Below are 23,600 nucleotides of genomic sequence, written 5' to 3' on the forward strand. Positions count from 1 at the left end.
TCGATCGGTGCGGTGGGGGACCGGCGGGGGACGCCGTTCGGGTGATCGTGCCGCGCACCGCCCGGTGATCACGGACGGCGGGACCGCGGGCACGGCACGCTAGGGATGCACCAATTGCCGGAGTTGTCCTTCTGGTGGCGTCCCGGTGCGCGTCCCGGTGCGTGTCCCCGTGCATGCTCCGGTGTCCCGGTTCCCGAGATGGTGGTGGTGTCCCCGTGCCCCGTCCCGCAGTGATTGCCCTCGCCCTGGCCCTGGTCGCCGGCGCCGCCGCGCTGCTGCTGCTCCGCGCGGCGCTGCTGCGCCGGGAGGACCGGCGAAGCCGGGAGGCGTACGAGCTGCCGCTGGTGCCGCGGGCGGTCGCGGTCCCGCTGGCCGGGGCGGGGGTTGCGTTCGCGGTGGTGCTCGGGTCGGTGGTGCTGGCCTCGGTGTCGGCGCACTGGTGGGGGACGTCCGGCACGGCGCCGTCGGCGGACGCGGCGGATGCGGCGGACCGGGCGGGCCGTCCGGCGCGTCCGGCGGTGGCAACGCACCCGCCCGCGGCGGACGGCGCGTTCCGCCCCGTCGAGGACGGCGACGCGGCGGGCGGGCGGTTCCTGGCGGCGACGGTCGGCGGGCGTCGGGTCCGGGTGTGGCTCCCGGCCCAGTACCCGGCCGGCTCCGGGCACGCCCTTCCGGCGGTCCTCGTGCCGAGCGGGGCGTCCGCGCTCGCGGCGCCCTCGGGGACGGCCCGCTATCCCGATGCCGGCACCGCCCGCTACCAGGGCCTGGTGGACGGCTTCGCGCAGCGCGCCTCCGCCGGGGGCGGCGATCCCTTCGTCGTCGTCACCGTCGACGCGGGCGGTCGCTGCCCGGACGCGGCGGCGCTGCGCGCCGTCCGGGTCGCGGTGGCGGACGCGTTCCGGGTGCGCGGCGACGACCGCGCCTGGTCGGTGCTGGGCGCGGCGGGCGACGCGGCGTGCGCGGAGAACGCGGCGCTGCGCGGCGGGTTCGGAGCGGCGGCGATCGTCTCCGGCGTCTACCCGCCGGGCGGCGCCGGCCCGCGCCTCGACCCGGCGCACGCCGCCGTCCCGGCGCACGCCGCCGTTCCGGTGCTCCTGGTGAACGCCTTCCGCGACACCGCCGGGCGCGCGGCCGCCCGCACCGCCGCCACCGCCCTCACCGCCCGCGGCGCCGCCGTCCGCCCCGTCGACGCCGTCCGCGACTTCGACGCGTCCGCCGAACGCCGCCGCCTCTTCGGGGTCGCCAACGGCTTCCTGACGGAGCATCTCCGCTAGCGACGCAGCGCACGGCGCGGCGCACGGCGGCGCGCGCCGTGTCGGGTCCCCCTGTGCGCTCGACAGGCCCGCGCCTGCGGGCCGTTCGGGTTGAATCCGAAAGGACGGGGGACGGGCAGCCCGGTCGGCGTCACCATCGGTGCGCGCACCGATACGCTGGCGATCACCGTGATCCGCAGTGCGCGGAGCACCCGGAAGGAGCCGCGGTCCATGGTCGGTAGCCCTGCGCGCGTCGGCGCGTCCTCTCGCCGCCTCGCGGCGGTCCTCGGCCTGGCCGGCCTGCTGGTCGCCGGGTGCAGCGGAGGTTCGAGCGGCGGCAGCGCCGCCACCTCCGGCGGCGGATCCGCGCACAGCGCCTCCGGGGACGCGCACGGCGCCGGGACGCCGCTGCCCGCGGCCACCCCCGCCGCCCTGGCCCGCTACTACAACCAGCACCCCGCCTGGAAGTCCTGCGCCGGCGGCTTCCAATGCGCCCGCATCAAGGTCCCGATGGACTACGGCGACCCGTCCAAGGGCGACATCGGTCTGGCGATCTCCCGCCACGCCGCCACCGGCCACACCAAGCTGCTCGGCTCGCTGCTGGTGAACCCGGGCGGCCCGGGCGGCTCCGGCCTGGAGTACGCCCGCTACGCCGAGCTCGGCTACCCCAAGGCCGTCACCTCCCGCTACGCCGTCGTCGGCTTCGACCCGCGGGGCGTCGGCACCAGCGACCCCGTCCACTGCCTCACCGACAAGCAGATGGACACCTACACCGAGACCGACCCCACCCCCCGCACCGCCGCCGAGGTGAACCGCCTCGAGCAGGAAATGAAGGTCTTCGCGGACGGCTGCAAGCAGCGCTCCGGCAAGGAGCTGCCGTATGTGAGCACCGTCGACGCGGCCCGCGACATGGACGTCATCCGCGCGGTCGTCGGCGACCGCAAGCTCAGCTACCTGGGCAAGTCCTACGGGACGTTCCTCGGCGCCACCTACGCCGAGCTCTTCCCGGAGCGCACGGGCCGCCTGGTGCTGGACGGCGCGCTGGACCCGTCGATCTCGCCGGAGGAGTCCAACCGGCTGCAGGCCGGCGGCTTCCAGGTGGCGTTCGACGCCTTCGCCAAGTGGTGCGTCACCAAGGGCAACTGCCCGCTCGGCGGCAGCGCCAAGGGCGCCGGTCCGCGGCTCACCGCGCTCTTCGACCGCACCGAGCGCCACCCGCTGCCCACCCACGGCCTCGGCGGCCGCCGCGTCGACTCGGCGCTGGCCACCACCGGCGTGCTCTCCGCGATGTACGCGCAGCAGGAGTGGCCGCTGCTGAAGTCGGCGCTCGACCAGGCCGCCCACGGCGACGGCACCGGGCTGCTGACGCTCTCCGACGAGTACTACGAGCGCGACGACAAGGGCCGCTACAGCAACCTGATGTACGCCAACTCCGCGGTGAACTGCCTGGACGCGCCGTCCGCGGCGATGAACGCGGACCAGGTCCGCAAGCAGCTGCCGTCGTACGAGAAGACCTCGCCGCAGTTCGGCGAGAACTTGGCGTGGGCCGGTCTGAACTGCGCGTACTGGCCGGTCAAGCCGACGGGCCGCCCGCACCGCATCACCGCGGCCGGCTCGGCGCCGATCGTGGTCGTCGGCACCACCCGCGACCCGGCGACGCCCTACGGCTGGGCGAAGGCGCTGGCGAAGCAGCTCGCCAACGGCCACCTCCTCAGCTACAACGGCGACGGCCACACCGCCTACGCCCGCGGCAGCGCCTGCGTCGACCGCAACGTCAACGCGTTCCTGCTCTCCGGCACCGTCCCGAAGGCCGGAACCATGTGCTGAGGGGCTGATCAGGGTGGTCGGGGGCACCCGAAAAACTGTGTAGACTGGGCGCCGGTTCGGATGCGACCGTGGTCACCACGGCCCCACCCGCAAGCCCGCCGCCTTAGCTCAGTCGGCCAGAGCGACGCACTCGTAATGCGTAGGTCGTCGGTTCGATTCCGACAGGCGGCTCCGAGAAAGACCCAGGTCATCCGATGGACGACCTGGGTCTTTTGCTGTTCCAGCGGGTCAGTCCTCGTCGTCGGGCTCGGGCGCCGGTTGCGGGGTGGTGGCCGTGGGCCCTGTCGCAGTGGCGGTGGCGCGGAGTTCGGTGATGCAGTCGGCGACGGCGCGCTGGAGGGTCTCCAGCTGTTCGAGGAGCTCCTCCTCGTAGAGGTCGGCCGCGTCGTCGAGGGTGAGCTCCTCGAAGGCCTTGGCCGCCTTGCGGACGCGGTTCTGGAAGCGCACCCGGCGCTCGTGGGCGCGGAGTTGCGGGTCGTTCTCGACGGACTCGGCGATCAGCGAGCGCACCGACTTCTGTGCGTCGGCCGCGTAGGCGGCCTCGTCCTCGTCGTCGAGGCCCTCGATGAGGGTCAGGTGCTGCTGCGCCTCGGCGACGACGCTCGGCGGGGCGGGGACGCGCTCGCCCGAGGGGGTCGTCATCTCGCCGCTGTCGATGACGTCCTTGACGTAGTCGACGGCGGCGGTGGCGCGGGACTGGGCGGCGACGGTCTTGGTGAGCTCGCCGGTGCGGGCGATGTCCTTGGCCATGCTCTGGCCCAGCTCGGGGTCGCTCTCCATGCGGTCCAGCAGCGCGTGGCGGGCGGCCTCGGCGGTGCTCGGGTCGGCGAGGATCGCGGCGCGCAGCGCGGTGGGGTTCTCGGCGACCTCCAGCGCCTTGGTCGGCCGGATGCCCTCCGCCTCGGCGGCGGCGGTGATCGCCTGGCCGCGCGGCGAGTCGCCGCTGGAGCGGGAGGTGTAGTAGCCCAGCCAGACGTCCGCGTCCGGGAGTTCGATGTCCACGCCGGGCGCGAGCGCCTCGAAGACGGGGACGACGCCGTCGTCCGCGGCGCGGTCCCAGGCGCGCCAGAAGCGCATGACGCGCTCGGCGGAGCAGCCGGCGAGACGGGCGAACTCCTTGGCGGAGACCTTGGCGGAGGTGTCGTCGGGCGACGGGGCCCCGCCGGGTCGGACGCTGCGGGCGACCAGCAGCGCGAACGTCCAGCCGCCGGTGCGGGCGAACCGTCCGAAGGCGGCGGCGTCGCGGTGGACGGGGCTCCCCACCTCGACGCCGGCGTCGTCCGCCGGGTCCGTCTGCGCTGCCGGTTGAACCTCCGCGGGCGGCTCCTCGGAGGGCGGTTCGGTCCACACCTCGGCGTCCTCCGCGATGGCGGCGGACTGCTCGGGAACGGCTGCGGCATCGGGGATCGTGGTCACGGATGCTCCATCAGGACGGCGACGTCAGCGGACGCGTTTCGTGTGCTTATGCGGCCGGTGTGAGCATATCTGACACCACGTGGGCATCCCGCTGTCACACGAGGAGCAGCACGATCGTGAGCAGGACGATGCTGCCGAGGGGCGAGCAGCGGAAGAGCCAGGACGGCATCGACCGCCTCGAGCCGGGGTTCGGCAGGATCATCCTCCGAGCACCCGGCCCCGACAAGGCTCGTGGGACCGGGCGTCCTCGGTCAGGCCGCGGCGCCGGACTGGACGGTGGTGGTGTCGAAGGTGTCGCCGCAGACCTGGAAGGAGCCGTTGGGGGCGGCGACGGTGGCCGGGGCGGTGTTGTTGGGCGGGTAGACCTTGAGGAGCTGGCCGGAGGTCCAGCAGCCCGCGTCGCTCATGCCCTGGTTGATGGTGTGCAGCACGACGTGCGCGGAGGCGCCGGGCGCGAGGCGGACGGCGCCGGTCTGGCCGCCCGAGCGGGTGGCCGGCTTGCCGACGGTGCTGCCGTCGCGGCGCATCACGGAGACGCCCGGGAAGCCGTTCATGGTGCAGCTGGAGGTGCCCTGGTTGGTGAGGACCAGCGTGTAGTGGATCTGGCCGGCGCCGGCGTCGCCCTGCTCCAGGTGGAGGCGCAGGTTGTCGGTGGCGCAGCGGTCGGAGGTGGCGGCGGTGCCGCTGCCGTGGCCGGCGCCGCCGGCGCCGGTGCCGGTGCCGGAGCCGTCCGACTTGGCGCCGGTGGCGGTGGTGGAGCCGCCCGAGCCGCTGGAGGAGGAGCCGGACGCGGAGGAGCCGTCGCCGTTGCCGGTGACCTTGACGGATCCGGTGCCCTGGCATGCCGTCAGCGAGAGCGCCGCGGCGGCGACGAGGGCGGCGGCGCCGAAACGGGTGGTGCGGCGAAGGGCGGTGGCGTTGAGCGACATCGTGCGCTCCTCCCGGTAGGGCGTTCCTTGCTGGACACCCTCAGACTGCCCCCGCCCTTTAATGGGCGGCTAACGTGCCGCTAATCCGCGCGTCGTCCCAGTTCAGGGCGGATCCGCGGCGCGAGTGCGCAGTCCGGGGCGGCGAGGAAGGCCACGTTTTGCGGGCGGGACAGGGGTCGGTCGGGCGGCCGCGGTGCGGAGGCCATGGCGGCGATTGCGGGCCCGGCGGTTAGCATCCGGGCATGGTGGAGTGGAGGCTGCGGCCGGCGGTGGGCGGGGATGCCCGGGTGGTGGCGGAGTTGCGGGCCGTGGTGATGCGGCCGGACCTGGAGCGGCTGGGGCGGTTCGACGAGCGCCGGGTGCGGCAGCGGTTCCTCGACGCGTTCGTGCCGGAGCACGCCTGGGTGATCGAGGTGGACGGCGCGTTCGCCGGGTGCGTGGCGATGCGGCCGGCCGAGGACGAGCGGTGGCTGGAGCACTTCTTCCTCGATCCGGCGCTGCAGGGCAGGGGCGTCGGGTCTGCCGTGCTGGAGGAGCTGCTGGCGCGGGCGGACCGGGACGGGGTCGTGGTCCGGCTCAATGTGCTCAGCGGGAGCCGCGCGCAGCGGCTCTACGCACGCCTCGGGTTCGTGGTGGAGTCGGCGGATCCGGTGGACGTCTACATGGTGCGGCGGCCCGCGGTCGACGCTTGGGCGCGCACAGGCTCCGCTTAGGCGGCGAGCGCGCGGAGGGCGCGCAGCAGCGCCTCCGCGTCGGCGGCGGGCAGCTCCGCGAGGAATGCGCGCTCCGCCGCACGGCGGGCGTCCTCGGCGCGGCGCAGCAGCGCGCGGCCGTCCGCGGTGAGGTGGACGGTGTTGCGGCGGCGGTCCCGCGGGTCGCGGCGGCGCTCGGCGCGGCCCTTGGCCTCCACCGCGTCGACCAGCGCGACCATCGTGGTGCGGTCGACGCCCAGCCGCTGGGCGGCCTCCGCCTGGGAGAGCGGGACGTCGGCGCCCAGCACGGCGAGGACGGCGAGCTCGCGGCCGTCCAGCCCGAGCGGGGCGAGCGCGCGGGCGGAGGCCTCGGTCCAGCGCTGCTGGACGTGCTTGAGGAGGTAGCCGAGGCGGTCGGCGAGCGGATCGGCGAGGGGGTCGGGCATGGGGGGAGGGTAGTCGATTCGGATGATAGTCAGGAGCACTGATGATTGGGTAGGCTGACGGCCATGGGTCAACTGGACGCTTCCACCGTCACGTTCGGCATCAAGACCACCCCCATGCGGGCCGGCTACGCGGACATCCTCCGCGTCTGGCAGGAGGCCGACGCGCTGCCCGAGATCGCGGACGCCTGGCTCTGGGACCATCTGATGGCCGTCTCCGGCCCCCCGGACTCCCCGGTCCTGGAGGGCTGGACGCTGCTCTCCGCGCTCGCCGCCCGCACCCGACGGCTGGGCCTCGGGCTGCTGGTGACGAGCAATCGGCTCCGCGCCCCCGCGCTGCTCGGCAAGATGGCGAGCACCGTGGACGCGGTCTCCGGCGGACGCCTGGTGATGGGCCTCGGCGTCGGGGGCACGCGGCAGCCGGGCGATCCGGCCGCCAACCCCGCCGTCGCGGAGTACGCCGGCTACGGCATCGACCTCGTGCCGCCCGCCGAGGGGCTGGAGCGGCTCCGCGAGACGATCGCCGTGCTGCGGGGGATGTGGGACGAGGAGGTCTTCGACTACCGGGGGAAGTTCACCGTCCTGACGGGCAATCGGAACGCGCCCAAGCCGGTGCGGCCCGGCGGACCGCCGCTGCTGCTCGCCGGGTGGGGGCCGCGGATGCTGCGGCTCGTCGCCGAGCATGCCGACATCTGGAACGTCCCCGGCCCGCCGCACAACTCCGTCGCCTGGGCGGCCGACCGCGCCCGCGCGCTGGACGCGGCGTGCGCGGCGGTCGGACGCGATCCGCGGGAGATCGTCCGCTCGGTGCAGTACATCGTCGACTACGGCGACCCCGCGAAGGACCGCGCCGCGCTCGCCGAGTTGATCGCCGAAGGGTTCGGGCACCTGGTGCTGAGCCTGCGCGCGCCCTACCCCGAGGGCGTGGCGGAGTGGCTGGTCAGGGAGATTGTCCGGCCCCTGTCCTAGCGTCGAGGCCATGGATCTTGAACTGGGCGGACGACGGGCCCTGGTGACGGGGAGCAGCGGCGGGATCGGGCGGGCCATCGCGGCGCGGTTGGCGGCGGAGGGGTGCGCGGTGCTGCTGCACGGCCGCGACCGCGGCCGCACCGAGGCGGCGGCCGCGGAGCTCGGCGGCGAGGCGGTCGTCGGCGACCTGCTGGACGGGGCCCAGGCGGCGCGGGTCGCCGAGCGGGCGCGCGCCTGGGGCGCGGACGTGCTGGTGAACAACGCCGGACCGTTCAGCGAGAACGACGTCGAGGCGGGCGGCCTGGAGGAGTGGACGACCGCGCTGGACGGCAACGTCCACTCGGCGGTCCGCATGATTCGCGCGCTGGTGCCGGGCATGCGGGAGCGCGGCTGGGGCCGGGTGATCGGCATCGGCAGCCGGGCGGCGACGACGCCGCTCCCGCACATGGCCGCGTACTCGGCGGCCAAGGCGGCGGTGCTCAACCTGACGACGGGCCTCGCCCGCCACCTCGCCGGGACGGGCGTCACCGCGAACACCGTCAGCCCCGGCGTGATCGTCACCGGCAGCCTGCGGCAGATGTTCGCGGACGGTGCGGCGGCGCGGGGCCGGCCGTCGGCGTGGCCGGAGTTGGAGCCGCTGGTCACCGAGGAGTACGCGCCGAACCCGGCGGGACGGCTCGGCACGCCCGAGGACATCGCGGCGGCGGTGGCGTTCCTCGCGAGCCCGCTGGCGGGTTACGTCAACGGGACGGAGCTGCGGGTGGACGGCGGGATCGTGCCGGTCGCCTAGGGCTGGGGCCGGGGCCGGGGGGCTGTCGCGACGCGGTAGTGGTAGCGGTGGGAGAGGGTGAACCCGGCGCGGGCGTAGACGCGTTGGGCGGGCGCGTTCTCCTCGGTGACCTGGAGGTAGAGCCGGCCGGCGTCGCGTTCCTGTGCCCAGGCCGCGCCCGCGCGGAGGATGGCGGTGGCGATGCCGCGGCGGCGGTGCGCCGGGTCGGTGGCCATGCAGAAGACGCCGGTGCGGCCGTCGCCGGCGACGAGGAGGCCGATGCCGGCGACGGCGCCGTCGAGGGTGACGGAGGCGCAGGCGAGGGGGTCGGTGATGCGGGCGAGGAGTGCCTCGGTGGCGGCGCGGGCGGGGGTGGCGGTGGCGTGGCCGCCGAGCCGGGCGAAGGCGTCGAGCCAGGCGGGGGTGGGGTGGTCGGCGAGGGTGACGTCGAGGTCCTGGCCGGGGGCGGTGCGGGTGAGGACGTCGGCGGTGGTGGCGGTGAGGACCTGGGTGGGGCCTTCGCGGCGGTAGCCGCGGTCGTCGAGGGCGGCGTCGAGGGCGGTGTGGTGGTGGGCGGGGGCGATCTGGATGGTGGTGGGGAGGTCGCGGGCGGCGTAGAACGCCTCGGCCGCGGTGAGGGCGGCGAGGGCGTCCGTGTTGAAGGGGCCGGCGGGGAGGGCGGAGTTGGCGCGGCGGTTGCGGACGTCGGGGGTGGCGCGGAGGAGCCAGCCGGTGGGGTGGCGCTCGGCGGTGGCGGCGGGCCAGGCGCGGGGGGCGGTCTGCTCGATGTGGGTGGGGTCGTCTGTGCGCACGGTCGCCTCCGGCGATGCATGGAGTTGCGTGTTTATGCATAAGCTTGCATCGATGCGAGGCGTGCGGCAATGGCTGCGGTGCGCGCGGGGGTGCCGCCCCGAAGCCCCGGCACCCCACCCGGGGTCGGTGTCGGGGGGCGCGCCGTGGGTGGCCGGCGGGGCGCGAGCCGGTGGGTGGGGGGCGGGGTGGGTCAGGGTTTGCGGGCGACGCCGGCGTACATGCTGACCTGGGTTTCGGTGAGGCGGGACGCGGCCTCGTCGGGGAGCCAGCGGCAGGTCAACTGGATTCCGGGGGCCACGAGTTCGGTGCCGGCGGCCTTGAAGAGCGCCTCCGCCTCGGCGCGGGTGCGGGTGATGCTGTGGATGCCCGCGTCGCCGTAGCCGGCCGTCACCCGGGCCGCGCCGTCCGGGTCGGTGTCGGCGGTGCGGATGGTGAGTGCCAGGAAGCTGCCGGACGGCAGCGCGTCCATGTAGCGGCGGAGCAGCGGGACGGCCTCCTCGTCCGGCACGAACTGCAGCACCGCGATGATGGTGAGTGCTATCGGCCGGTCGAGGTCGAGGGTGCCGGTGAGCGCCGGGTCGGCGAGCGCCGCCTCCGGCTCGCGCAGGTCGCCGTCGATGTAGGCGGTGCGGCCCTGCGGCGCGGAGCGCAGCAGCGCGCGGGCGTGGGCCAGCACGATCGGGTCGTTGTCCATGTAGACGACGCGCGTTGCCGGGTCGACCGCCTGGGCGACCTCGTGGACGTTGGGCGAGGTGGGGATGCCGGTGCCGATGTCCAGGAACTGGCTGATGCCGTGCTCGGCGGCCAGGTGCCGGATGATCCGCTGCATGCAGGCCCGGTTGGCGCGCATCGAGGTGCGCAGGAACGGCGCGGCGGCCAGGGTGCGCTCGGCCGCCTCGCGGTCGGCGGCGAAGTTGTCCTTGCCGCCGATCACGTAGTCGTAGATCCGGGCGGTGTGCGCGCGGTCGGTGTGCAGGTCGACGGCGGTGATCGCGTCGTCCGGGTCCGGGCTCATCCAGCTGGCGTTGGGGTGCACGTGGGAGGTCCTCCGCTCCGGCCGTCCTCGATCTCCGAGCATGCTAGGTCGTGAGTGGCGGTCCGCGCGGGTGTTCGGACGAGGCCGGCGGTAAACGGTGACGGCCCCTCAGGCGGGCGTCGGGCGCGCGGAGTCGGTGGCGAGGCGGACCGCCAGCCCGCCGAGGACCGTCCCCATCACCCAGCGCTGCACCTTCAGCCAGCCGGGACGCCGTCCCAGGAAGGCCGCGATCGCCCCGGCGGCCAGCACGAACATCCCGTTGACGCAGCTGCCGACGACCACCTGCACCAGGCCCAGCAGCAGGTTCTGCTCCAGCAGGTGCCCGCGGGACGGCGCGGTGAACTGCGGCAGCAGCGAGAGGTACATGATGGCGATCTTCGGGTTGAGCAGACAGGTCGTCAGGCCCATCGCGAACAGCCGCAGATCGGAGTGGCGGGGCAGCTCGCGCGGCGCGAACGGCGAGGTGCCGCCGGGGCGCAGCGCCTGCCAGGCCATCCACCCCAGGTAGCAGGCGCCGGCGAGCTTCACCGTCAGATACGCCCCGGGGACGAGGGTGAAGACCGCGGAGAGCCCGAGCGCGGTGGCCGTCAGATAGGCGAGGAAGCCCAGCACGACGCCGGCCAGCGAGGTGAGGCCGGCCCGCCGCCCCTGGGTGAGCGAGCGGGAGACCAGGTAGAGCATATTCGGGCCGGGCGTCAGCACCATGCCGAGGGACACCGCCGCGACGCCGGCGAGCGCGTGGATGGGAGGCATGCCCCCAGCCTGGGCCGCGTCCGCGCCGGGGACCAGCGAGTTCTGCTACCGGGTATCGGTCAGCGGTCCTCAACGGTCGCCGGATCCGGGACGCACGCCCGGCTTTCCAGGAACTGGGTGCACGGGCCTGTTGGTTGAGTTGACGTGAGCGGATCATGGGGGCCGTTGTCTATCCTCGGAAGGGGCCGCGATGCCGACGACTGCTCCCCGTGCAAGAACCCCGCTCACCCCCGAGCAGCGCGCCTCGTTCACGGCCGCGCTGCTGGGCTGGACGATGGACGCGTTCGACTACTTCATCGTCGTGCTGGTCTACGCCGACATCTCCAAGGACTTCGGCGTCTCCCTCACCGACATGACGTTCCTGACCACCGTCACCCTGGCGATGCGCCCGGTGGGGGCGTTCCTCTTCGGGATGTGGGCCGACCGCGCCGGCCGGCGCATCCCGCTGCTGGTGGACGTCGCCTTCTACTCCGTCGTCGGCTTCCTCTGCGCCTTCGCCCCCAACTACTCGGTGCTGCTGGTGCTGCGGCTGCTCTACGGCATCGGCATGGGCGGCGAGTGGGGCCTCGGCGCCGCGCTGGCCATGGAGAAGGTGCCGACCGAGCGCCGCGGCTTCTTCTCCGGCGTGCTGCAGCAGGGCTACGCCCTCGGCTACCTGCTGGCCGCCGCCGTCTATCTGCTGATCACCAATCTCACCGACTGGGGCTGGCGCGGGCTCTTCGCGTTCAGCCTGCTGCCCGCGCTCGTCACGCTGCTGATCCGGATGCGGGTGAAGGAGTCGGAGGTCTGGGAGCGGACCCAGGCCCGGCTGCGCGACCGCAACCGCAGCCCGCTGGCCGTGCTGAAGCGGAAGGACGTGCTGCGCCGGCTCGTCTACCTGGTGATCCTGATGACCGCGTTCAACTGGATGAGCCACGGCACCCAGGACATCTACCCCACCTTCCTCAAGGAGGGGCTGAAGTTCTCGCCGAACACCGCGCTGGTGATCGCGATCATCTACAACTGCGGCGCGATCTGCGGCGGTTCGCTCTTCGGGCCGCTCTCGCAGCGCTTCGGCCGGCGCATCGTGATCGTGGTGGCCTGCGTCATCGGGCTGCCGCTGATCCCGATCTTCGCGCTCTCCACCTCGCTGGGCATGGTGTGCCTGGGGTCGTTCCTGATGCAGCTGGTGGTGCAGGGGGCGTGGGGCGTCATCCCGGCGCACCTGACGGAGCTCAGCCCGCCGGAGATCCGCGGGCTCTTCCCGGGCGTCACCTACCAGCTGGGCAATCTGATCGCGGCGTTCAACCTGCCGATCCAGCAGTCGCTCGCCAAGTCCCATTCGTACGCCTTCGCGTTGACCGTCACGATGATCCCGGTCTTTGTCGCGGTGGGCGTGCTGACCTGGTTCGGCAAGGAGGCGCGGCACGTCGACTTCGCCGCGGAGGCGGCCGCGGCGGGCAGCGAGCGGCAGACCGTTCCTTAAGAGATCCCGATGGTCGCCCGGAGTTGACCGAAGGGCCCGCCAAGTCGATGTTTGGAAACTCGACTTGACGGGCCCTTGACACTTCTTGGTGCAGATTTTGCCGTCCGTTATACAACCCGCTCGCCAGGTGGTCTTGTTGGGGACGCGTCAGCACAAATAATCTCATCATCCAATCGCGATCTCGCACAGGGTTCCCAGAGGTCGCGTGTGCTCGACCCTCGAACGATCCGACATCAGGAGGCGTACGTTGCGCACACGACATGGAGCGCCCCGCACACGACGTGGAGCATCCTTCGTCGCGATAGGCGGCGCGGCGGCTCTCGCCGTCGCCGGCTTCGCCGTCAACGCCATGCCTGCCGGCGCGAGCACGGCCCACCCGGCCGCACAGCCCGCCGCGCAGACCACCACCGTCAAGGGCGACGGAGCCGTCCGGAACTGCGCCACCCCCCTGGTCAAGGGGGAGATGGCGTGCAACGCCTGGCACGTGGTCAACCCCTCGCAGCCGCACGGCGCCAAGAAGGGCGCCAAGCCCGCCGCGACGCCGTCCGGCTTCGGGCCGTCCGACCTCCGCAGCGCCTACAACCTGCCGGCCAACGGCGGCGCGGGCCAGACGATCGCCATCGTCGACGCCTACGACGACCCCAACGCCGAGGCCGACATGGCCACCTACCGCAAGCAGTACGGACTGCCGGCGTGCACCACGGCCAGCGGCTGCTTCAAGAAGGTCTCCCAGACCGGGACCACCAAGTACCCGAAGGCGGACTCCGGCTGGGCCGGCGAGATCTCCCTCGACCTCGACATGGTCTCGGCGGTCGCCCCCAACGCCAAGGTCATCCTGGTGGAGGCCACCACCGCCAGCATGGGCAACCTGGGCACCTCGGTGAACGAGGCGGTCAAGCTGGGCGCGAAGTACGTCTCCAACTCCTACGGCGGCGGGGAGTCCTCCTCGGACACCTCCTACGACACCAAGTACTTCAAGCACTCGGGCGTCGCCATCACCGCCAGCTCCGGCGACAGCGGCTACGGCGTGGAGTACCCGGCGGCATCGCAGTACGTCACCGCGGTCGGCGGCACCTCGCTGAAGAAGGACAGCAGCACCCGCGGCTGGACCGAGTCGACCTGGTCCACCAGCTCCACCGAGGGCGCGGGCTCCGGCTGCTCCTCCTACGACCCGAAGCCCAGCTGGCAGAAGGACACCGGCTGCAGCAAGCGGACGGTCGCGGACGTGTCGGCGGTCGCCGACCCGTACACCGGCGTGGCGGTCTACCAGACCTACGGCGGCAGCGGCTGGGCGGTCTACGGCGGGACGAGCGCGTCCTCGCCGATCATCGCCAGCGTCTACGCGGACGGCGGCGCGGCGGGCACGAACCCGTCCTCCGACCCGTACGCGCACACCTCGTCGCTGAACGACGTGACGAGCGGGTCCAACGGGACGTGCTCGCCGGCGTACCTGTGCACGGCCGGCAAGGGCTACGACGGCCCGACCGGTCTCGGCACGCCGAACGGTGTGACGGCCTTCAAGGGGTAGCGGTTCGCGGTGGCGTCATGGTTCGCCGTGGCCGCCGCTTCCGCCCCTTCGCCCCGGCACCCCACCGGCCCGCTGACGCGGGCACGGGGGCCGGGGCGCACTCACGCCGTGGCGACGTGGGTGACCGTGTGGGCCTCGGTGAGGTCCGGCGGCTCCCACTTGGCGGCGAGGCGGTCCAGGACCGCCACCGGGACCGCGCCCCGATCGCGCGCCGCGTTCCGCGCGACCAGCGCCGCGCGGGGCGCCTCCAGCGCCACCATCTCCACCCGCGCGCCGTAGTCCGCCGCCAGGCCCGTGCACTGCCCGCGGATGCGCCGCGTGGTGTTGGTGGCGTTCCAGACGAAGTCCGTCCCGGCGCGCAGCAGCTCGCGGGCGCGGGCGAACGCCGCGGCCGCCACCGGGCGCTGATCGTCCGTCGGGGCGACGCCCAGCTCGGCGCGGAGCGCGTCCAGGCTCACCACCGGCACGCCCGGGCGGTTGCGGGCCACCCAGGTGTCCTTGCCCGATCCGGGCAGCCCCGACATCACGGTCACCGTCAGCCGGGTGTCGTCGTGCGCCGCCCAGGACGGGTCCCGCTCCGGATGGCGGAACCAGGCGAACCGGGCGTGGTCGCCGGCGAAGGCGCGCGGGCCGTCCAGGCAGCCCTCGGTGGCGCACCACTCCTCGAAGAGCGCGATGTTCTCCAGCACCGCGTCGAGGTCGCCGCAGATCCGGCCGGTGATGTCGGCGCGGGCCAGCGTCGCCAGGTCGCGGTTGCCGGCCAGCAGGCTGCACCGGTAGGCGATGGCGCGCAGATCGGCGGTCGGCCGCTCCAGCGCCCAGAACGGCACCTGGTGGTGGCGGACCAGCGCCGCCACATGCTCCCGCCATGCCGAGGGCGCGCCCAGCCGCCACAGCACCCGGCGGGCCGTCAGCTCGCCGCGGGCGGAGTGGCCGTGCGCGGTGAGGCGTCCGGTGACCGGGTCGGCGCGGGTGGTCTCCGGCTTCGCGGCGTCGTGCAGCAGCACGGTGGCGAAGAGCCGGACCCGCTCCTCGACCGGGCGGGCCCGCCACTCGGGCAGCGCGGCGAGCGCCTCGGCGGCCATCCGGGTGTGCACGGCGACGTCGCCCTCGGCGTGGTGCTCGGCGTCCTGGGGGACGCCCTCCAGGGTGCGCAGCCAGGGCAGCGCCCGGACGGCGGCGTCCCAGTCGAGCGTCCAGCCGGGGGCGGCCGGGCAGAGCCGGGCGAAGACGTCGGTCCCGGCGCCGGACGGTTCGTCAGAGCGCATGCATGACCCCCGGATCCGCCAGCCGGTTCACCACGATCGGACGGTCCAGCCAGTGCGTGCCGGCGTCCAGGATCGAGGTGAGGAACCCGGCCCGCACCCACTTGTAGCGGGCGACGGTCTCCTCGCCCTCCTCCACCTTGAGGTAGAGGCCCTCCATCTCCTCGGCCGCGTCGGTCTGCGCGGCGGCCGCCGCCGGGTCGACGCCGGCCTCGGCGGCCGCCGCGGCGAGCGACTCGCGCCAGGCCGCGGTGCGCACCGTGGACGGGCCGACCAGGTCGGTCAGCTCCTTGAGGGAGCCGATCCGGCCCTGGTGCAGCACCGGGACGGGCACCACCGGGGCGCCGTCCAGCAGCGCGGCCCGGGCCGGCGTGGACAGGAACCCGCCGGTGGCGCGGTCGTGCACGTCGAAGGCGCAGAACCAGTGCGGGAGCGCGTCGTAGTAGCAGGTGTGCTTGGCGTACATCCACTCGCCGTAGAGCACGTAGCGGTCGCCGAGGCGCTCGCGGAGCGGGTGCTGGACGGTGGCCGCCCACTGCTTGAACGGACCGAAGTGCCGCTCGCGCGGGCCGCCGGTCAGGTAGTGGCCGCGGCTCTGCAGCAGCAGGCGGCCGTCCGCGTCGAAGCTGACGGCGGCGTTGGCGCCGTCCAGCTTCTCCTCGACGACGACGTGGCGGCCGGCGAGGGCGCGGGCGAAGGGGACCTGGTCCAGGTCCTCGTCCCCCGGTTGCAGGCGGGAGCCTTGCAGGTGCTGGGTGCGCGGATACTTCAACAGGGCCGGTTGCGCGGCCCTCCCCCGTTGCGATGACATGCTCTCGGTTGTACGCGTCCGGCGGTCGCGGCGGCAACGCAATTGCGGTGCGCGGTGCGCTGTCGCCGCCCCCGCCCGCCGCCCCCGCCCCGGCACCCCACCCGGACCGCTTCGCGGTCCGCGGTGGGGCCGGCTCCCGCTGCCGTCAGGCCGCGATGCCCAGCGCGCGGACCCTGCCGTCGACGAGGGCGCCGAGGCCGCGGATGGCGCAGAGCCCCGGGTCCTCGGCGACGGCCACCGGCATCCCGGTGGCGGACCGCAGCATGGCGTCCAGCCCGGAGAGGCGGGCGGTGTTGCCGGTGAGCACCAGGCCCCGCTCGGCGAGGTCGGCGACCAGGTCGGGCGGGCAGTCGCGGAGCACCTCGCCGAGCGCGTCCAGCACCGGCAGCATCGGCGTGCCGATGGCCTGCTTGATGCCGGCCGTGTCGACCTCGACGGTGAGCGCCAGCCCGCTGCGGGCGTCGCGGCCCATCACCCGGGTGGTGGCCTGCTCGGTGCCGGTGCTCGCCGTGGTCAGCGCCATGTGCAGCGGCTGGACGGCCTGGCTCGGCAGCATCAGGGCGTGACGCTGCCTCAGGTGCGAGACGATCGCGTGGTCGATGGCGTCCCCGCCGATCGGCACGGTCGCCGCGGAGACGATGCTGCCCAGCGAGAGGACGGCGATCTGGGTGGTGGTGGCGTCGCAGACGGCGACCATGGTGGCGTTCGGCCCCTGCGCCGGCAGCCCGCAGCCGAGCGCCGCGGCGATCACCGTGTTCACCGGGGTGACCCGGTGCGCGCCGATCCCCGAGAGGGTCTCGGCCGCGGCGCGGGCGGCGATCGGGCTGCTGTCGTGCGGCAGGCTGACCGCGGCGCGCAGCAGCGGCTGGCGGCGGCGCACCTGGCGGAGCCGTCCGCCCAGCAGCTGACGGAGCATCCGCTGGGCCATCTCCACGTCCACCACGGTGGCGCCGGAGATCGGCCGGCAGGTGCGGATGTGGGGAGGGGTGCGGCCGGTCATCTGCTCGGCCCGGGTGCCGACGGCCACCAGCGCCCCGGTGCGGACGTCGATGGCGGTGACGCTGGGCTCGTCCAGGACCAGGCCCTGGCCGCGGAGCCAGACGCGGGTGCGGGAGGGGCTGAGTTCAACGGCGATGGTGCAGCGGCGGAGCTCTTCGAGGGTGGCGGACACGTGTTCCCTCCGGTTGTGGCGGTACCTGCAGCACCGGCGCCTTTTCGGCACGGTGCGCCACGTGACACGCTGCGGGACCGTGCGGGCCCGCGCATCCGGAGAGGGGCCGTCAGGGGGACGGCGTGCGGCGGGAGGTGACGTGCAGTCAGCCCGCGGAGGGGGTGCGGCCGGCGTCCGCCGGGTCGGGCTCCTGGTCGCCCGGGGCCGGGCCCGAGGCGTTGTAGCGGCGCAGGTAGCCGGCGAGCCGGTCGAGGTCCTCGTCGTCCCAGTCGGTGAAGCGGCGGACGAAGATCTCCTTGCGGCGCCGGTAGGCGTCGGCGAGCATCCGGGCGCCGTCCTCGGTGGGCAGCAGGATCTGGCCGCGGTGGTCGCCCGGGTCGATGCGCCGCTCGACGAGGCCGAGCCGCTCCAGGTTGCCGACCTGCCGGCTCACCGTCGACTTGTCCAGCAGGAAGTGCGCCGCCAGGTCGGAGCCGCGGGCGCCGCCGCGCTCGCTGATCATGTCGAGGATGCTGTAGGCGACCAGCGAGAGCCCGGGGTGCATCTGGGCGGCGACCGTGCGGGCCCGGCGGGCGAAGGCGGTCAGCTCGCGCTGGATGTCCTCGATCGCGTCGTCACGGTTCTGTTCCGTCATACGGACATTGTTGCATGGCGCAACGTCATTTCAGCGGATCCCGGCGGACAGCAGCTCGCGTCCCAGCCGGGTCAGCGTGTGCAGCACCGCCGGGCCCTGCCGCACGCTCGCCACCAGACCGGCGTCCCGCAGTACCGACGCGTGCTTGCTCGCCGTCCCCGGGGAGGCGGCGAGGCGCTGCGCCAGCTCGGAGGTGGAGCACGGCGTCTCGGCGAGCGCCGCCAGGGCCGTCGCCCGCGTCGGACCCATCAGCGCGGCGAGGCCGCCGAGTTCGGCGGGCCGGGCCGCCGGCGTCGGGGCGTCCTCGCCCTGGGCCGGATAGACCAGCACCGGCGGCAGTTCGGGGTCGATCAGGCTCACCGGGTGCACGGTGCAGAAGAAGGAGGGGATGAGCAGCAGGCCGCGGCCCTCCAGGAAGAGGTCGCGGTCGACCGGGTACGCGGTCTCCAGCACCGGCGCCCGCCAGCGGATCGGGTGCGGCAGCCGGGCCAGCAGCCGCTGCACCCCGCCGTGCGCCAGATCGCGGCCGCGCAGGGCGCGGTCGCGGCGCACCGCGGCGTCCATGGCGCGGGCGTGCGGGGAGATCAGCTCGTGCTGGTAGACCGTCAGCGCGGTCTCCAGCGCGCTGCGGGCCTCCCGGTCGCCGTCCGCGAGGTGCAGCGCGAAGCGGTCGGCGCGGCGCGCCCCGGTGAAGACCTCCGCCAGGTCGGCGCGGAGCCGGGCGGCGGGCAGCGCGCGGACGGACTCCAGGCCGGCGCCGAACCGGCCGCCGTCCGCGGGGGTGAGGAAGTCCGGGAAGCTGCCGCGCGGCGGCACCAGCCCGGCCAGCAGCCGCACCGCGCCGCGCAGTTCGGGGTGCGGCGGGCGGCGGACGGCGCCGTGCCGGGCGCGGTGCGGGGCGTGCGGGCGGTGCGCGGCGAGGCGGCGCCGGCTGCGCTCCGCCCAGGCGCGGTGGTGCGGGGGCAGGGCGCCGGGGACGCGGGCGGACTGCAGCTGCGCGAGGCTCAGCACGAGCTCCCACAGGGCGTCGGGGTCCGCCGCGAGGCGGACGCGGGCCAGGTCGTCGGCGGTGAAGTGGATGCGCAGCGGCATGGAGTGGTCCCCCCGGTGGTGCGGCGCGGGCGATCGGGGTGCGGACATCGGTGGCGGACATAAGTGGGGAACGGGGCGATTCTCACCGGACGTTCAGGGGTGCCTCAGGCGAACGCCAGACAGCACGGCGACGGTGTCGGCATGGCAATCCCCTCTCTTGCTCCGGCAGACGCGGCGGCGGCCTCGGCGGTCGCTCCCGCAGCCCCTCTGGTCCCCATGTCCACGACGACGCGCGAGGACGGCCGAATGGTTGCACACGGCGTCACCCTTGCCACGCTCGGTGATGAGCGCGCCACGCGAACCGCACCAAAACGGAGGATCCGCGACCGCTCCGCAGGTCCGCGGATCACGGTGGTGCACACCGGCTCCACCGACCCCACGCGCTGGACGCTGCCGCATCCCGCCTCCTGAGGCGGGTCGCTCTCCCGGCGTACGTATAGAGTGCGTCAAAGGTGTGCCGGGAAGTCTGGTCGGCGGTGGTCCACGGGTGGCGCGACCGTGTCGATCGCCCCAACCCGACCGCGCCCCAAGGGGGATCCGGCGATGCACGCCGTGGCGATCGTCCTCTTCCTCGTCGTCCTGGCCACCGCGGTGGCCACCGGCGCGCGGCGGGTCGGGCTCCCCGCGCCCTCGCTGCTGGTGATAGCCGGGATGGTCGTCGGCTTCCTGCCGTTCGTCCCGCGGATCACCGTCACGCCCGACCTCATCGGCGTCATCGTGCTGCCGCCGCTGCTCTACGCGTCCGCGGAGGAGATGCCGCTGCGCGACCTGAGGAAGGTGTGGCGGCCGGTCACCGTGCTCGCCGTCGGGCTGGTGCTCGCCTCGGCCGCGGTGGTCGGCGCGGTCGCCTCCTGGGTGGCGCCGCTGCCGGCGTCGATGGCGTTCGTGCTGGGCGCGATCCTCGCCAGCACCGACCCGGTGGCCGTCACCGCGCTCGGCCGGCGGCTGGCGCTGCCGCCCCGGATCGGCACCATGATCCAGGCGGAGAGCCTCTTCAACGACGCGACCAGCCTGGTGCTCTACAAGGTCGCGGTGTCGGTGGCGATCGCCGGCGGCGCGGTCTCCTGGGAGGCGGCGGGCGGCGAGTTCGTGATGCTCGCGGGCGGGGGAGCGGTGGTCGGCGCGGTCGTCGCGCTGGTCGTCGGGCAGCTGCGCAAGCACACCGAGGACGCGGTGCTGGAGACGGTGCTCGCGCTGGTCACCCCGTACGCGGCGTATGTGGTGGCGGAGTCGGTGCACGGCTCCGGGGTGACGGCGGTGGTGGTCGCCGGGGTGCTGCTGGGCGGGCGCAACCACCGGCTGACCACCGCGGGTTCGCGGCTGCAGCTGCACGCGGTCTACGGGACGGTGGTGTTCCTGCTGGAGAGCGTGGTCTTCGCGCTGATCGGGCTGGAACTGCCGTATCTGCTGCGGGCGATGGAGGGCGAGGACCGCTGGTGGCCGCTGCAGGTGCTGGCGGTGGTCGCGGCGATGCTGCTGTGCCGGACGCTGTGGGTGGGCGCGCTGTCGGTGGCGATGCAGCGGCGGCGCGGGCGGACGCGGCCGTCCTGGCGGGTGCCGGCGGTGCTCTCCTGGGCGGGGACGCGGGGGGTGATGCCGCTGGCGGCGGCGCTGTCGCTGCCGCTGGCCCTGCCGATGCGGTCGATGGTGATGGTGATCGTGGCGGCGACGCTGGTGGTGACGCTGGTCGCCCAGGGGCTGACGCTGGCGCCGCTGGTGCGGCGCTCGGGGATCGCGCTGGAGCCGGCGGACACCCAGCGCGAGGAGGCGCGGGCGCGGGAGCGGGTGGCGCGGGCGGCGCTGGAGAGGCTGGAGGAGCTGGGCGGGCTGGAGGCGCTGCCGGAGGTGGCGGTGGACCGGATGCGGCGGTCGCTGGCGGGGCGGCTGGAGGCGGCGCGGGAGCGGCTGGAGGAGGGGGCGGACGGCGGGGACGCGCCGGGGGTGGCGTATGCGGAGCTGCGGCGGGAGCTGATCGGGGTGGAGACGGCGGAGCTGCGGCGGCTCTTCGAGGCGCACGAGATCGGGGACGGGACGCGGCGCCGCATTCAGCGTTCGCTGGACCTGGAGGCGGAGCGGTTGGGCGGCGGGTAGCCGCGGCGCCCCACCCGGGGCCGTTCGGTGTGAGCTCCGACGGTGGGTATCGGTGGGTGCCTGGGTCAACTAGCGTGCGGGGATGGAGATTGGAGTCGCACTTCCTCAGTACGGGGCCGCCGTGCCCGGGCTCAGCGCCGGCGCGCTCGCGGCGTTCGCCCGGGGCGCGGAGGACGCCGGGCTGGACGCGGTGTGGGCGTCGGACCGCATACTGACGCCGACGCACCCCAGCCACCTCTACCCCGGCAGCGGGACCCCCGAGAAGCCGTACCCCGAAGCGTTCAAGGTCTTCCTCGATCCGCTCGAGGTCCTCACCGTCGCCGCCACCGCCACCACCCGGGTGCGGCTCGGCACCAGCACCCTCAACGCCCCCTTCTACCCGCCCGTCCTGCTGGCGCGCTCGCTCACCACCCTGGACCGCCTCTCCGGCGGCCGGCTCGACGCCGGCTTCGGCATCGGCTGGCTCGGCGACGAGTACACCGCCGTCGGCCAGGACTTCGCCCGCCGCGGCGCGCTCCTCGACGAGGCGCTGGACGTCCTGCACAGCATGTGGACGGCACATCCCGTCGCCCACGAGGGCCCCCGCTGGACCGTCCCCGAGGCGTACGTCGGGCTGCGCCCCGTCCAACTCCCGCATCCGCCCGTCTACCTGGGCGGCTTCGGGCCCGCCGCGATGCGGCGGATCGGCCGGCGCGCCGACGGCTGGGTCGGCATCGTCTGCCCCGACGAGATGCTCACCGCGCTGTGGGCCGCCGCCCGCGCCGCCGCGGACGACGCCGGCCGCGACCCCGGCGCGCTCCGGATGCACCTGCGCTACAACCCCGGGCCGGGCGAGACCGCCGACTCGGTCGCCGCCCTGCTGGACGGCGTCCGCAAGCGGCACGACCCGCACGGCGTCTTCGTCGACGCCCAGCAGTGCGTCGAGACGCCGGAGGCCGCGCTGGAGATGGCGATCCGCGTCAAGGAGCTGCTCGACGCCGGGTGAGCGTCACCGCCCGCTGCTCACCGCCCACCGCTCGCCGTTCACCGTTCACCGTTCACCGCTCGTCGCGGACCTCGATGCCGAGGCCCGCGGCGAGCGCCGGCGCCACGTCCATCAGCTGCGGGGTGCTGATCACGCCGCCCACCAGCGACTCGTGCCCGTCGGTGAAGCCGAGCGACGCCGCGTCCCGGAAGTCGACGTCGACCAGGGTGGCCCGGCCGCCGGTGACCCGCTCCAGCGTGCTCCCCGGGAACGACACCTCGCGCAGCTTCGCCCCGCCCCAGTCGACGTCGCGCAGCACGCAGTCCTCGAAGACCACCTCGCGCAGCACCGCCTGACGCAGGTTCACCGAGTCGAGCTTGCAGCCGCGGAAGTGCACCCGGCTCAGCACCGATCCGTGCGCCGGCACCCCGGCGAGCACGCAGCGCAGCGCGGTGATGTCCTCCAGGGCGGCCTCCACCAGGTCGGTGCCGACCATCCGGACGCCGTCCAGCCAGGCCTCGGCGAACCGCGCGTGCCGGCCGCGGCCCGCGCCGAACTGGACGCAGGAGAACGCGCACTCCAGGAACCGCGCCCCGGCGAACTCCTGGTCGCCCAGGTCGGCGCCGTCGAAGCGGACGGTGTCGTAGTCGCCGTCGGGGCGCAGCGGACGGCCGTCCCACTCCGCGAGGTACTCGGCGTAGGGGAGGTCCTCCAGCGCCTCGACCACCCGCCGGGGGCCGGGCTTCTTCCGCTTGGCTGCGCGCCGCTGCTCCGTCATGGCGGCAGGCTAGGCCCTGCCTCCGACACCCGCCCCCGCGGCCCGCGCCGCCTTCGCCTGGTCGTCGCGCAGCCAGGAGGTGTTGTCGGTGGCGACGAACCCCGGGGCGACCGTGTCGACGGTGATGCCGCGCGGGCCGAGCTGCTTGGCGAGGTGGCGGGTGAAGACGTCGAGGCCGCCCTTGGTCGCCGAGGAGGCGACGATCTCCGGCAGCGCCGTCCGCACCACCCCGCTGGAGATGTTGACGATCCGCCCGCCGTCCAGCAGCCGGCCGTCCAGCAGGGCGTGCCGCACCAGGAAGAACGGCGCCTTGAGGCTGACGTTGAGCAGCGCGTCGAACTCCGCCGCGGCCTCGGCGCGGGTGCCGCAGTGCACGGCGACGGCCGCCCCGTCACGTGCCAGGCGCTCGGCTCCTGCGGCCGGCGCCGGCGCGGGCCGTGGGTGCCCGCTCGCCGGGACCAATTCCCCATGTCGTTGTTCGGCCCGGTTCCCCGCTCTTGCCCTCGACGCCGTGACGTGGGCAACCACCTGGGATCCGGTCCTCCTTCGGAGGGCGCCGGAGACGCCGACGCGCGGCTACGAGGCCACCTCGGTGGGGGAGCCGACCCGGGAGACGGGCATCCGCCGCCCAGCCGCCACGCCGCCTTCGGCGGCAAGCGGGCGCTCCTCGAGGAGGTGCTGCGCGCCTACGGCGAGCGCGCCGAGGGCGCCTTCGCGCGGATCCTGCGGCAGGCCGCCGACCTCTGCACCGACCCCGCTCACCCGGCCGGCTGCCTGGTGGTCTCCGCCGCCACCAACCTCGGCCCGGAGGACGCCGAGGTGGGCGCCGCGCAGCGGGACCGGCGCACGCCGACCTGGCCGTCGTCGAGGAGCGGCTGCGCGCCGCGCTGCGGGACGGCGA

At 74.4% G+C, this 23,600-nt stretch carries 22 protein-coding genes, 1 tRNA gene and 1 pseudogene; 11 read left to right on the top strand and 13 right to left on the bottom strand.

What is annotated here, in order from left to right; genetic code table 11:
• Positions 1-215: 215 nt before the first annotated feature.
• The 3 genes from BIV57_RS17190 to BIV57_RS17200 all read left to right on the top strand — a co-directional run bounded on the left by BIV57_RS17190 (position 216) and on the right by BIV57_RS17200 (position 3,251).
• Positions 216-1,274: a hypothetical protein gene (locus tag BIV57_RS17190; RefSeq protein WP_139275705.1), complete on the top strand. Its 1,059-nt coding sequence runs from the start codon at positions 216-218 to the stop codon at positions 1,272-1,274.
• Positions 1,275-1,484: 210 nt separating this feature from the next.
• Complete coding sequence (locus tag BIV57_RS17195) at positions 1,485-3,080, top strand: alpha/beta hydrolase (protein ID WP_071657717.1); 1,596 nt, start codon at positions 1,485-1,487, stop codon at positions 3,078-3,080.
• A 97-nt stretch (positions 3,081-3,177) separates the two neighbouring features.
• Positions 3,178-3,251, top strand: a tRNA-Thr gene (locus BIV57_RS17200).
• A 57-nt stretch (positions 3,252-3,308) separates the two neighbouring features.
• Here BIV57_RS17200 and BIV57_RS17205 read toward each other — a convergent pair.
• Both BIV57_RS17205 and BIV57_RS17210 read right to left on the bottom strand, forming a co-directional pair.
• Positions 3,309-4,496 carry a hypothetical protein gene (locus tag BIV57_RS17205; RefSeq protein WP_071657718.1) on the bottom strand — a complete coding sequence of 396 codons (1,188 nt, stop codon included), beginning with the start codon at positions 4,494-4,496 and terminating at the stop codon, positions 3,309-3,311.
• Between the two features lie 251 nt (positions 4,497-4,747).
• Positions 4,748-5,425 carry a DUF4232 domain-containing protein gene (locus BIV57_RS17210; RefSeq protein WP_079170417.1) on the bottom strand — a complete coding sequence of 226 codons (678 nt, stop codon included), beginning with the start codon at positions 5,423-5,425 and terminating at the stop codon, positions 4,748-4,750.
• Between the two features lie 242 nt (positions 5,426-5,667).
• On the opposite strand from BIV57_RS17210, the gene BIV57_RS17215 reads away from it, so the two are divergent.
• Positions 5,668-6,138, top strand: coding sequence for a GNAT family N-acetyltransferase (locus tag BIV57_RS17215; RefSeq protein WP_071657719.1), 471 nt, complete (start codon positions 5,668-5,670; stop codon positions 6,136-6,138).
• Here the strand turns inward: BIV57_RS17215 and BIV57_RS17220 are convergent.
• The gene (locus BIV57_RS17220) at positions 6,135-6,563 is read right to left on the bottom strand and encodes a MarR family winged helix-turn-helix transcriptional regulator (RefSeq protein WP_071657720.1); all 429 of its coding nucleotides are present in this window, start codon (positions 6,561-6,563) and stop codon (positions 6,135-6,137) included. The genes BIV57_RS17215 and BIV57_RS17220 overlap by 4 nt on opposite strands.
• Positions 6,564-6,626: 63 nt before the next feature.
• On the opposite strand from BIV57_RS17220, the gene BIV57_RS17225 reads away from it, so the two are divergent.
• Both BIV57_RS17225 and BIV57_RS17230 read left to right on the top strand, forming a co-directional pair.
• Positions 6,627-7,529: an LLM class flavin-dependent oxidoreductase gene (locus BIV57_RS17225; RefSeq protein ID WP_071657721.1), complete on the top strand. Its 903-nt coding sequence runs from the start codon at positions 6,627-6,629 to the stop codon at positions 7,527-7,529.
• 10 nt (positions 7,530-7,539) lie between these two features.
• Positions 7,540-8,319, top strand: a complete 780-nt coding sequence (locus tag BIV57_RS17230) for an SDR family oxidoreductase (protein WP_071657722.1) — start codon at positions 7,540-7,542, stop codon at positions 8,317-8,319.
• On the opposite strand, the gene BIV57_RS17235 is transcribed toward BIV57_RS17230, so the two are convergent.
• The 3 genes from BIV57_RS17235 to BIV57_RS17245 form a co-directional block, all read right to left on the bottom strand.
• The gene (locus tag BIV57_RS17235; protein ID WP_071657723.1) at positions 8,316-9,110 is read right to left on the bottom strand and encodes a GNAT family N-acetyltransferase; all 795 of its coding nucleotides are present in this window, start codon (positions 9,108-9,110) and stop codon (positions 8,316-8,318) included. The two genes, BIV57_RS17230 and BIV57_RS17235, sit on opposite strands and share 4 nt — an antisense overlap.
• Positions 9,111-9,301: 191 nt before the next feature.
• Entirely contained in the window at positions 9,302-10,147 is an 846-nt protein-coding gene (locus tag BIV57_RS17240) for an SAM-dependent methyltransferase (RefSeq protein WP_336446690.1), read from the bottom strand.
• Between the two features lie 108 nt (positions 10,148-10,255).
• A complete protein-coding gene (locus BIV57_RS17245) occupies positions 10,256-10,900 on the bottom strand; it encodes a LysE family translocator (protein ID WP_071657724.1) in 645 nt (214 codons plus the stop codon).
• 190 nt (positions 10,901-11,090) lie between these two features.
• On the opposite strand from BIV57_RS17245, the gene BIV57_RS17250 reads away from it, so the two are divergent.
• Positions 11,091-12,365, top strand: a complete 1,275-nt coding sequence (locus BIV57_RS17250; protein WP_071657725.1) for an MFS transporter — start codon at positions 11,091-11,093, stop codon at positions 12,363-12,365.
• Between the two features lie 349 nt (positions 12,366-12,714).
• Positions 12,715-13,893 carry a S53 family peptidase gene (locus BIV57_RS17255; protein ID WP_245797759.1) on the top strand — a complete coding sequence of 393 codons (1,179 nt, stop codon included), beginning with the start codon at positions 12,715-12,717 and terminating at the stop codon, positions 13,891-13,893.
• A 101-nt stretch (positions 13,894-13,994) separates the two neighbouring features.
• Here BIV57_RS17255 and BIV57_RS17260 read toward each other — a convergent pair whose 3' ends face one another.
• The 5 genes from BIV57_RS17260 to BIV57_RS17280 form a co-directional block, all read right to left on the bottom strand.
• Positions 13,995-15,161: an AAA family ATPase gene (locus tag BIV57_RS17260; RefSeq protein ID WP_071657727.1), complete on the bottom strand. Its 1,167-nt coding sequence runs from the start codon at positions 15,159-15,161 to the stop codon at positions 13,995-13,997.
• Entirely contained in the window at positions 15,151-15,969 is an 819-nt protein-coding gene (locus BIV57_RS17265) for an RNA ligase family protein (protein ID WP_071657728.1), read from the bottom strand. Before BIV57_RS17265 ends, BIV57_RS17260 begins: the two co-directional genes overlap by 11 nt.
• 145 nt (positions 15,970-16,114) lie before the next feature.
• Positions 16,115-17,140, bottom strand: a complete 1,026-nt coding sequence (locus BIV57_RS17270; protein WP_071657729.1) for a rod shape-determining protein — start codon at positions 17,138-17,140, stop codon at positions 16,115-16,117.
• Positions 17,141-17,285: 145 nt separating this feature from the next.
• A complete protein-coding gene (locus BIV57_RS17275; protein WP_071657730.1) occupies positions 17,286-17,774 on the bottom strand; it encodes a MarR family winged helix-turn-helix transcriptional regulator in 489 nt (162 codons plus the stop codon).
• 30 nt (positions 17,775-17,804) lie between these two features.
• Positions 17,805-18,866, bottom strand: a complete 1,062-nt coding sequence (locus BIV57_RS17280; RefSeq protein WP_071657731.1) for a helix-turn-helix domain-containing protein — start codon at positions 18,864-18,866, stop codon at positions 17,805-17,807.
• A 543-nt stretch (positions 18,867-19,409) separates the two neighbouring features.
• Here BIV57_RS17280 and BIV57_RS17285 point away from each other — a divergent pair.
• Both BIV57_RS17285 and BIV57_RS17290 read left to right on the top strand, forming a co-directional pair.
• Positions 19,410-20,957, top strand: coding sequence for a Na+/H+ antiporter (locus BIV57_RS17285; protein ID WP_071657732.1), 1,548 nt, complete (start codon positions 19,410-19,412; stop codon positions 20,955-20,957).
• Positions 20,958-21,039: 82 nt separating this feature from the next.
• The gene (locus BIV57_RS17290; protein WP_071657733.1) at positions 21,040-21,942 is read left to right on the top strand and encodes a TIGR03619 family F420-dependent LLM class oxidoreductase; all 903 of its coding nucleotides are present in this window, start codon (positions 21,040-21,042) and stop codon (positions 21,940-21,942) included.
• Between the two features lie 52 nt (positions 21,943-21,994).
• Here BIV57_RS17290 and BIV57_RS17295 read toward each other — a convergent pair whose 3' ends face one another.
• Both BIV57_RS17295 and BIV57_RS26160 read right to left on the bottom strand, forming a co-directional pair.
• Positions 21,995-22,699, bottom strand: coding sequence for a pentapeptide repeat-containing protein (locus BIV57_RS17295; protein ID WP_079170418.1), 705 nt, complete (start codon positions 22,697-22,699; stop codon positions 21,995-21,997).
• A gap of 9 nt (positions 22,700-22,708) precedes the next feature.
• A complete protein-coding gene (locus BIV57_RS26160; protein WP_071657734.1) occupies positions 22,709-23,074 on the bottom strand; it encodes an SDR family NAD(P)-dependent oxidoreductase in 366 nt (121 codons plus the stop codon).
• 141 nt (positions 23,075-23,215) lie between these two features.
• Between BIV57_RS26160 and BIV57_RS24655 the strand changes: the two are divergent.
• Positions 23,216-23,600: pseudogene (locus BIV57_RS24655) on the top strand (hypothetical protein); the annotation flags it as partial.

This window comes from Mangrovactinospora gilvigrisea (genome assembly GCF_001879105.1).
Taxonomy (GTDB): Bacteria; Actinomycetota; Actinomycetes; order Streptomycetales; family Streptomycetaceae; genus Mangrovactinospora; species Mangrovactinospora gilvigrisea.

What these genes read in the sequence shown, in the direction of transcription:
- BIV57_RS17195 (WP_071657717.1), top strand. Translation starts at nt 1,485, where the DNA reads ATGGTCGGTAGCCCTGCGCGCGTCGGCGCGTCCTCTCGCCGCCTCGCG.
- BIV57_RS17210 (WP_079170417.1), bottom strand. Translation starts at nt 5,425, where the DNA reads ATGTCGCTCAACGCCACCGCCCTTCGCCGCACCACCCGTTTCGGCGCC.
- BIV57_RS17215 (WP_071657719.1), top strand. Translation starts at nt 5,668, where the DNA reads ATGGTGGAGTGGAGGCTGCGGCCGGCGGTGGGCGGGGATGCCCGGGTG.
- BIV57_RS17220 (WP_071657720.1), bottom strand. Translation starts at nt 6,563, where the DNA reads ATGCCCGACCCCCTCGCCGATCCGCTCGCCGACCGCCTCGGCTACCTC.
- BIV57_RS17225 (WP_071657721.1), top strand. Translation starts at nt 6,627, where the DNA reads ATGGGTCAACTGGACGCTTCCACCGTCACGTTCGGCATCAAGACCACC.
- BIV57_RS17230 (WP_071657722.1), top strand. Translation starts at nt 7,540, where the DNA reads ATGGATCTTGAACTGGGCGGACGACGGGCCCTGGTGACGGGGAGCAGC.
- BIV57_RS17245 (WP_071657724.1), bottom strand. Translation starts at nt 10,900, where the DNA reads ATGCCTCCCATCCACGCGCTCGCCGGCGTCGCGGCGGTGTCCCTCGGC.
- BIV57_RS17250 (WP_071657725.1), top strand. Translation starts at nt 11,091, where the DNA reads ATGCCGACGACTGCTCCCCGTGCAAGAACCCCGCTCACCCCCGAGCAG.
- BIV57_RS17255 (WP_245797759.1), top strand. Translation starts at nt 12,715, where the DNA reads ATGCCTGCCGGCGCGAGCACGGCCCACCCGGCCGCACAGCCCGCCGCG.
- BIV57_RS17260 (WP_071657727.1), bottom strand. Translation starts at nt 15,161, where the DNA reads ATGCGCTCTGACGAACCGTCCGGCGCCGGGACCGACGTCTTCGCCCGG.
- BIV57_RS17265 (WP_071657728.1), bottom strand. Translation starts at nt 15,969, where the DNA reads ATGTCATCGCAACGGGGGAGGGCCGCGCAACCGGCCCTGTTGAAGTAT.
- BIV57_RS17275 (WP_071657730.1), bottom strand. Translation starts at nt 17,774, where the DNA reads ATGACGGAACAGAACCGTGACGACGCGATCGAGGACATCCAGCGCGAG.
- BIV57_RS17280 (WP_071657731.1), bottom strand. Translation starts at nt 18,866, where the DNA reads ATGCCGCTGCGCATCCACTTCACCGCCGACGACCTGGCCCGCGTCCGC.
- BIV57_RS17285 (WP_071657732.1), top strand. Translation starts at nt 19,410, where the DNA reads ATGCACGCCGTGGCGATCGTCCTCTTCCTCGTCGTCCTGGCCACCGCG.
- BIV57_RS17290 (WP_071657733.1), top strand. Translation starts at nt 21,040, where the DNA reads ATGGAGATTGGAGTCGCACTTCCTCAGTACGGGGCCGCCGTGCCCGGG.
- BIV57_RS17295 (WP_079170418.1), bottom strand. Translation starts at nt 22,699, where the DNA reads ATGACGGAGCAGCGGCGCGCAGCCAAGCGGAAGAAGCCCGGCCCCCGG.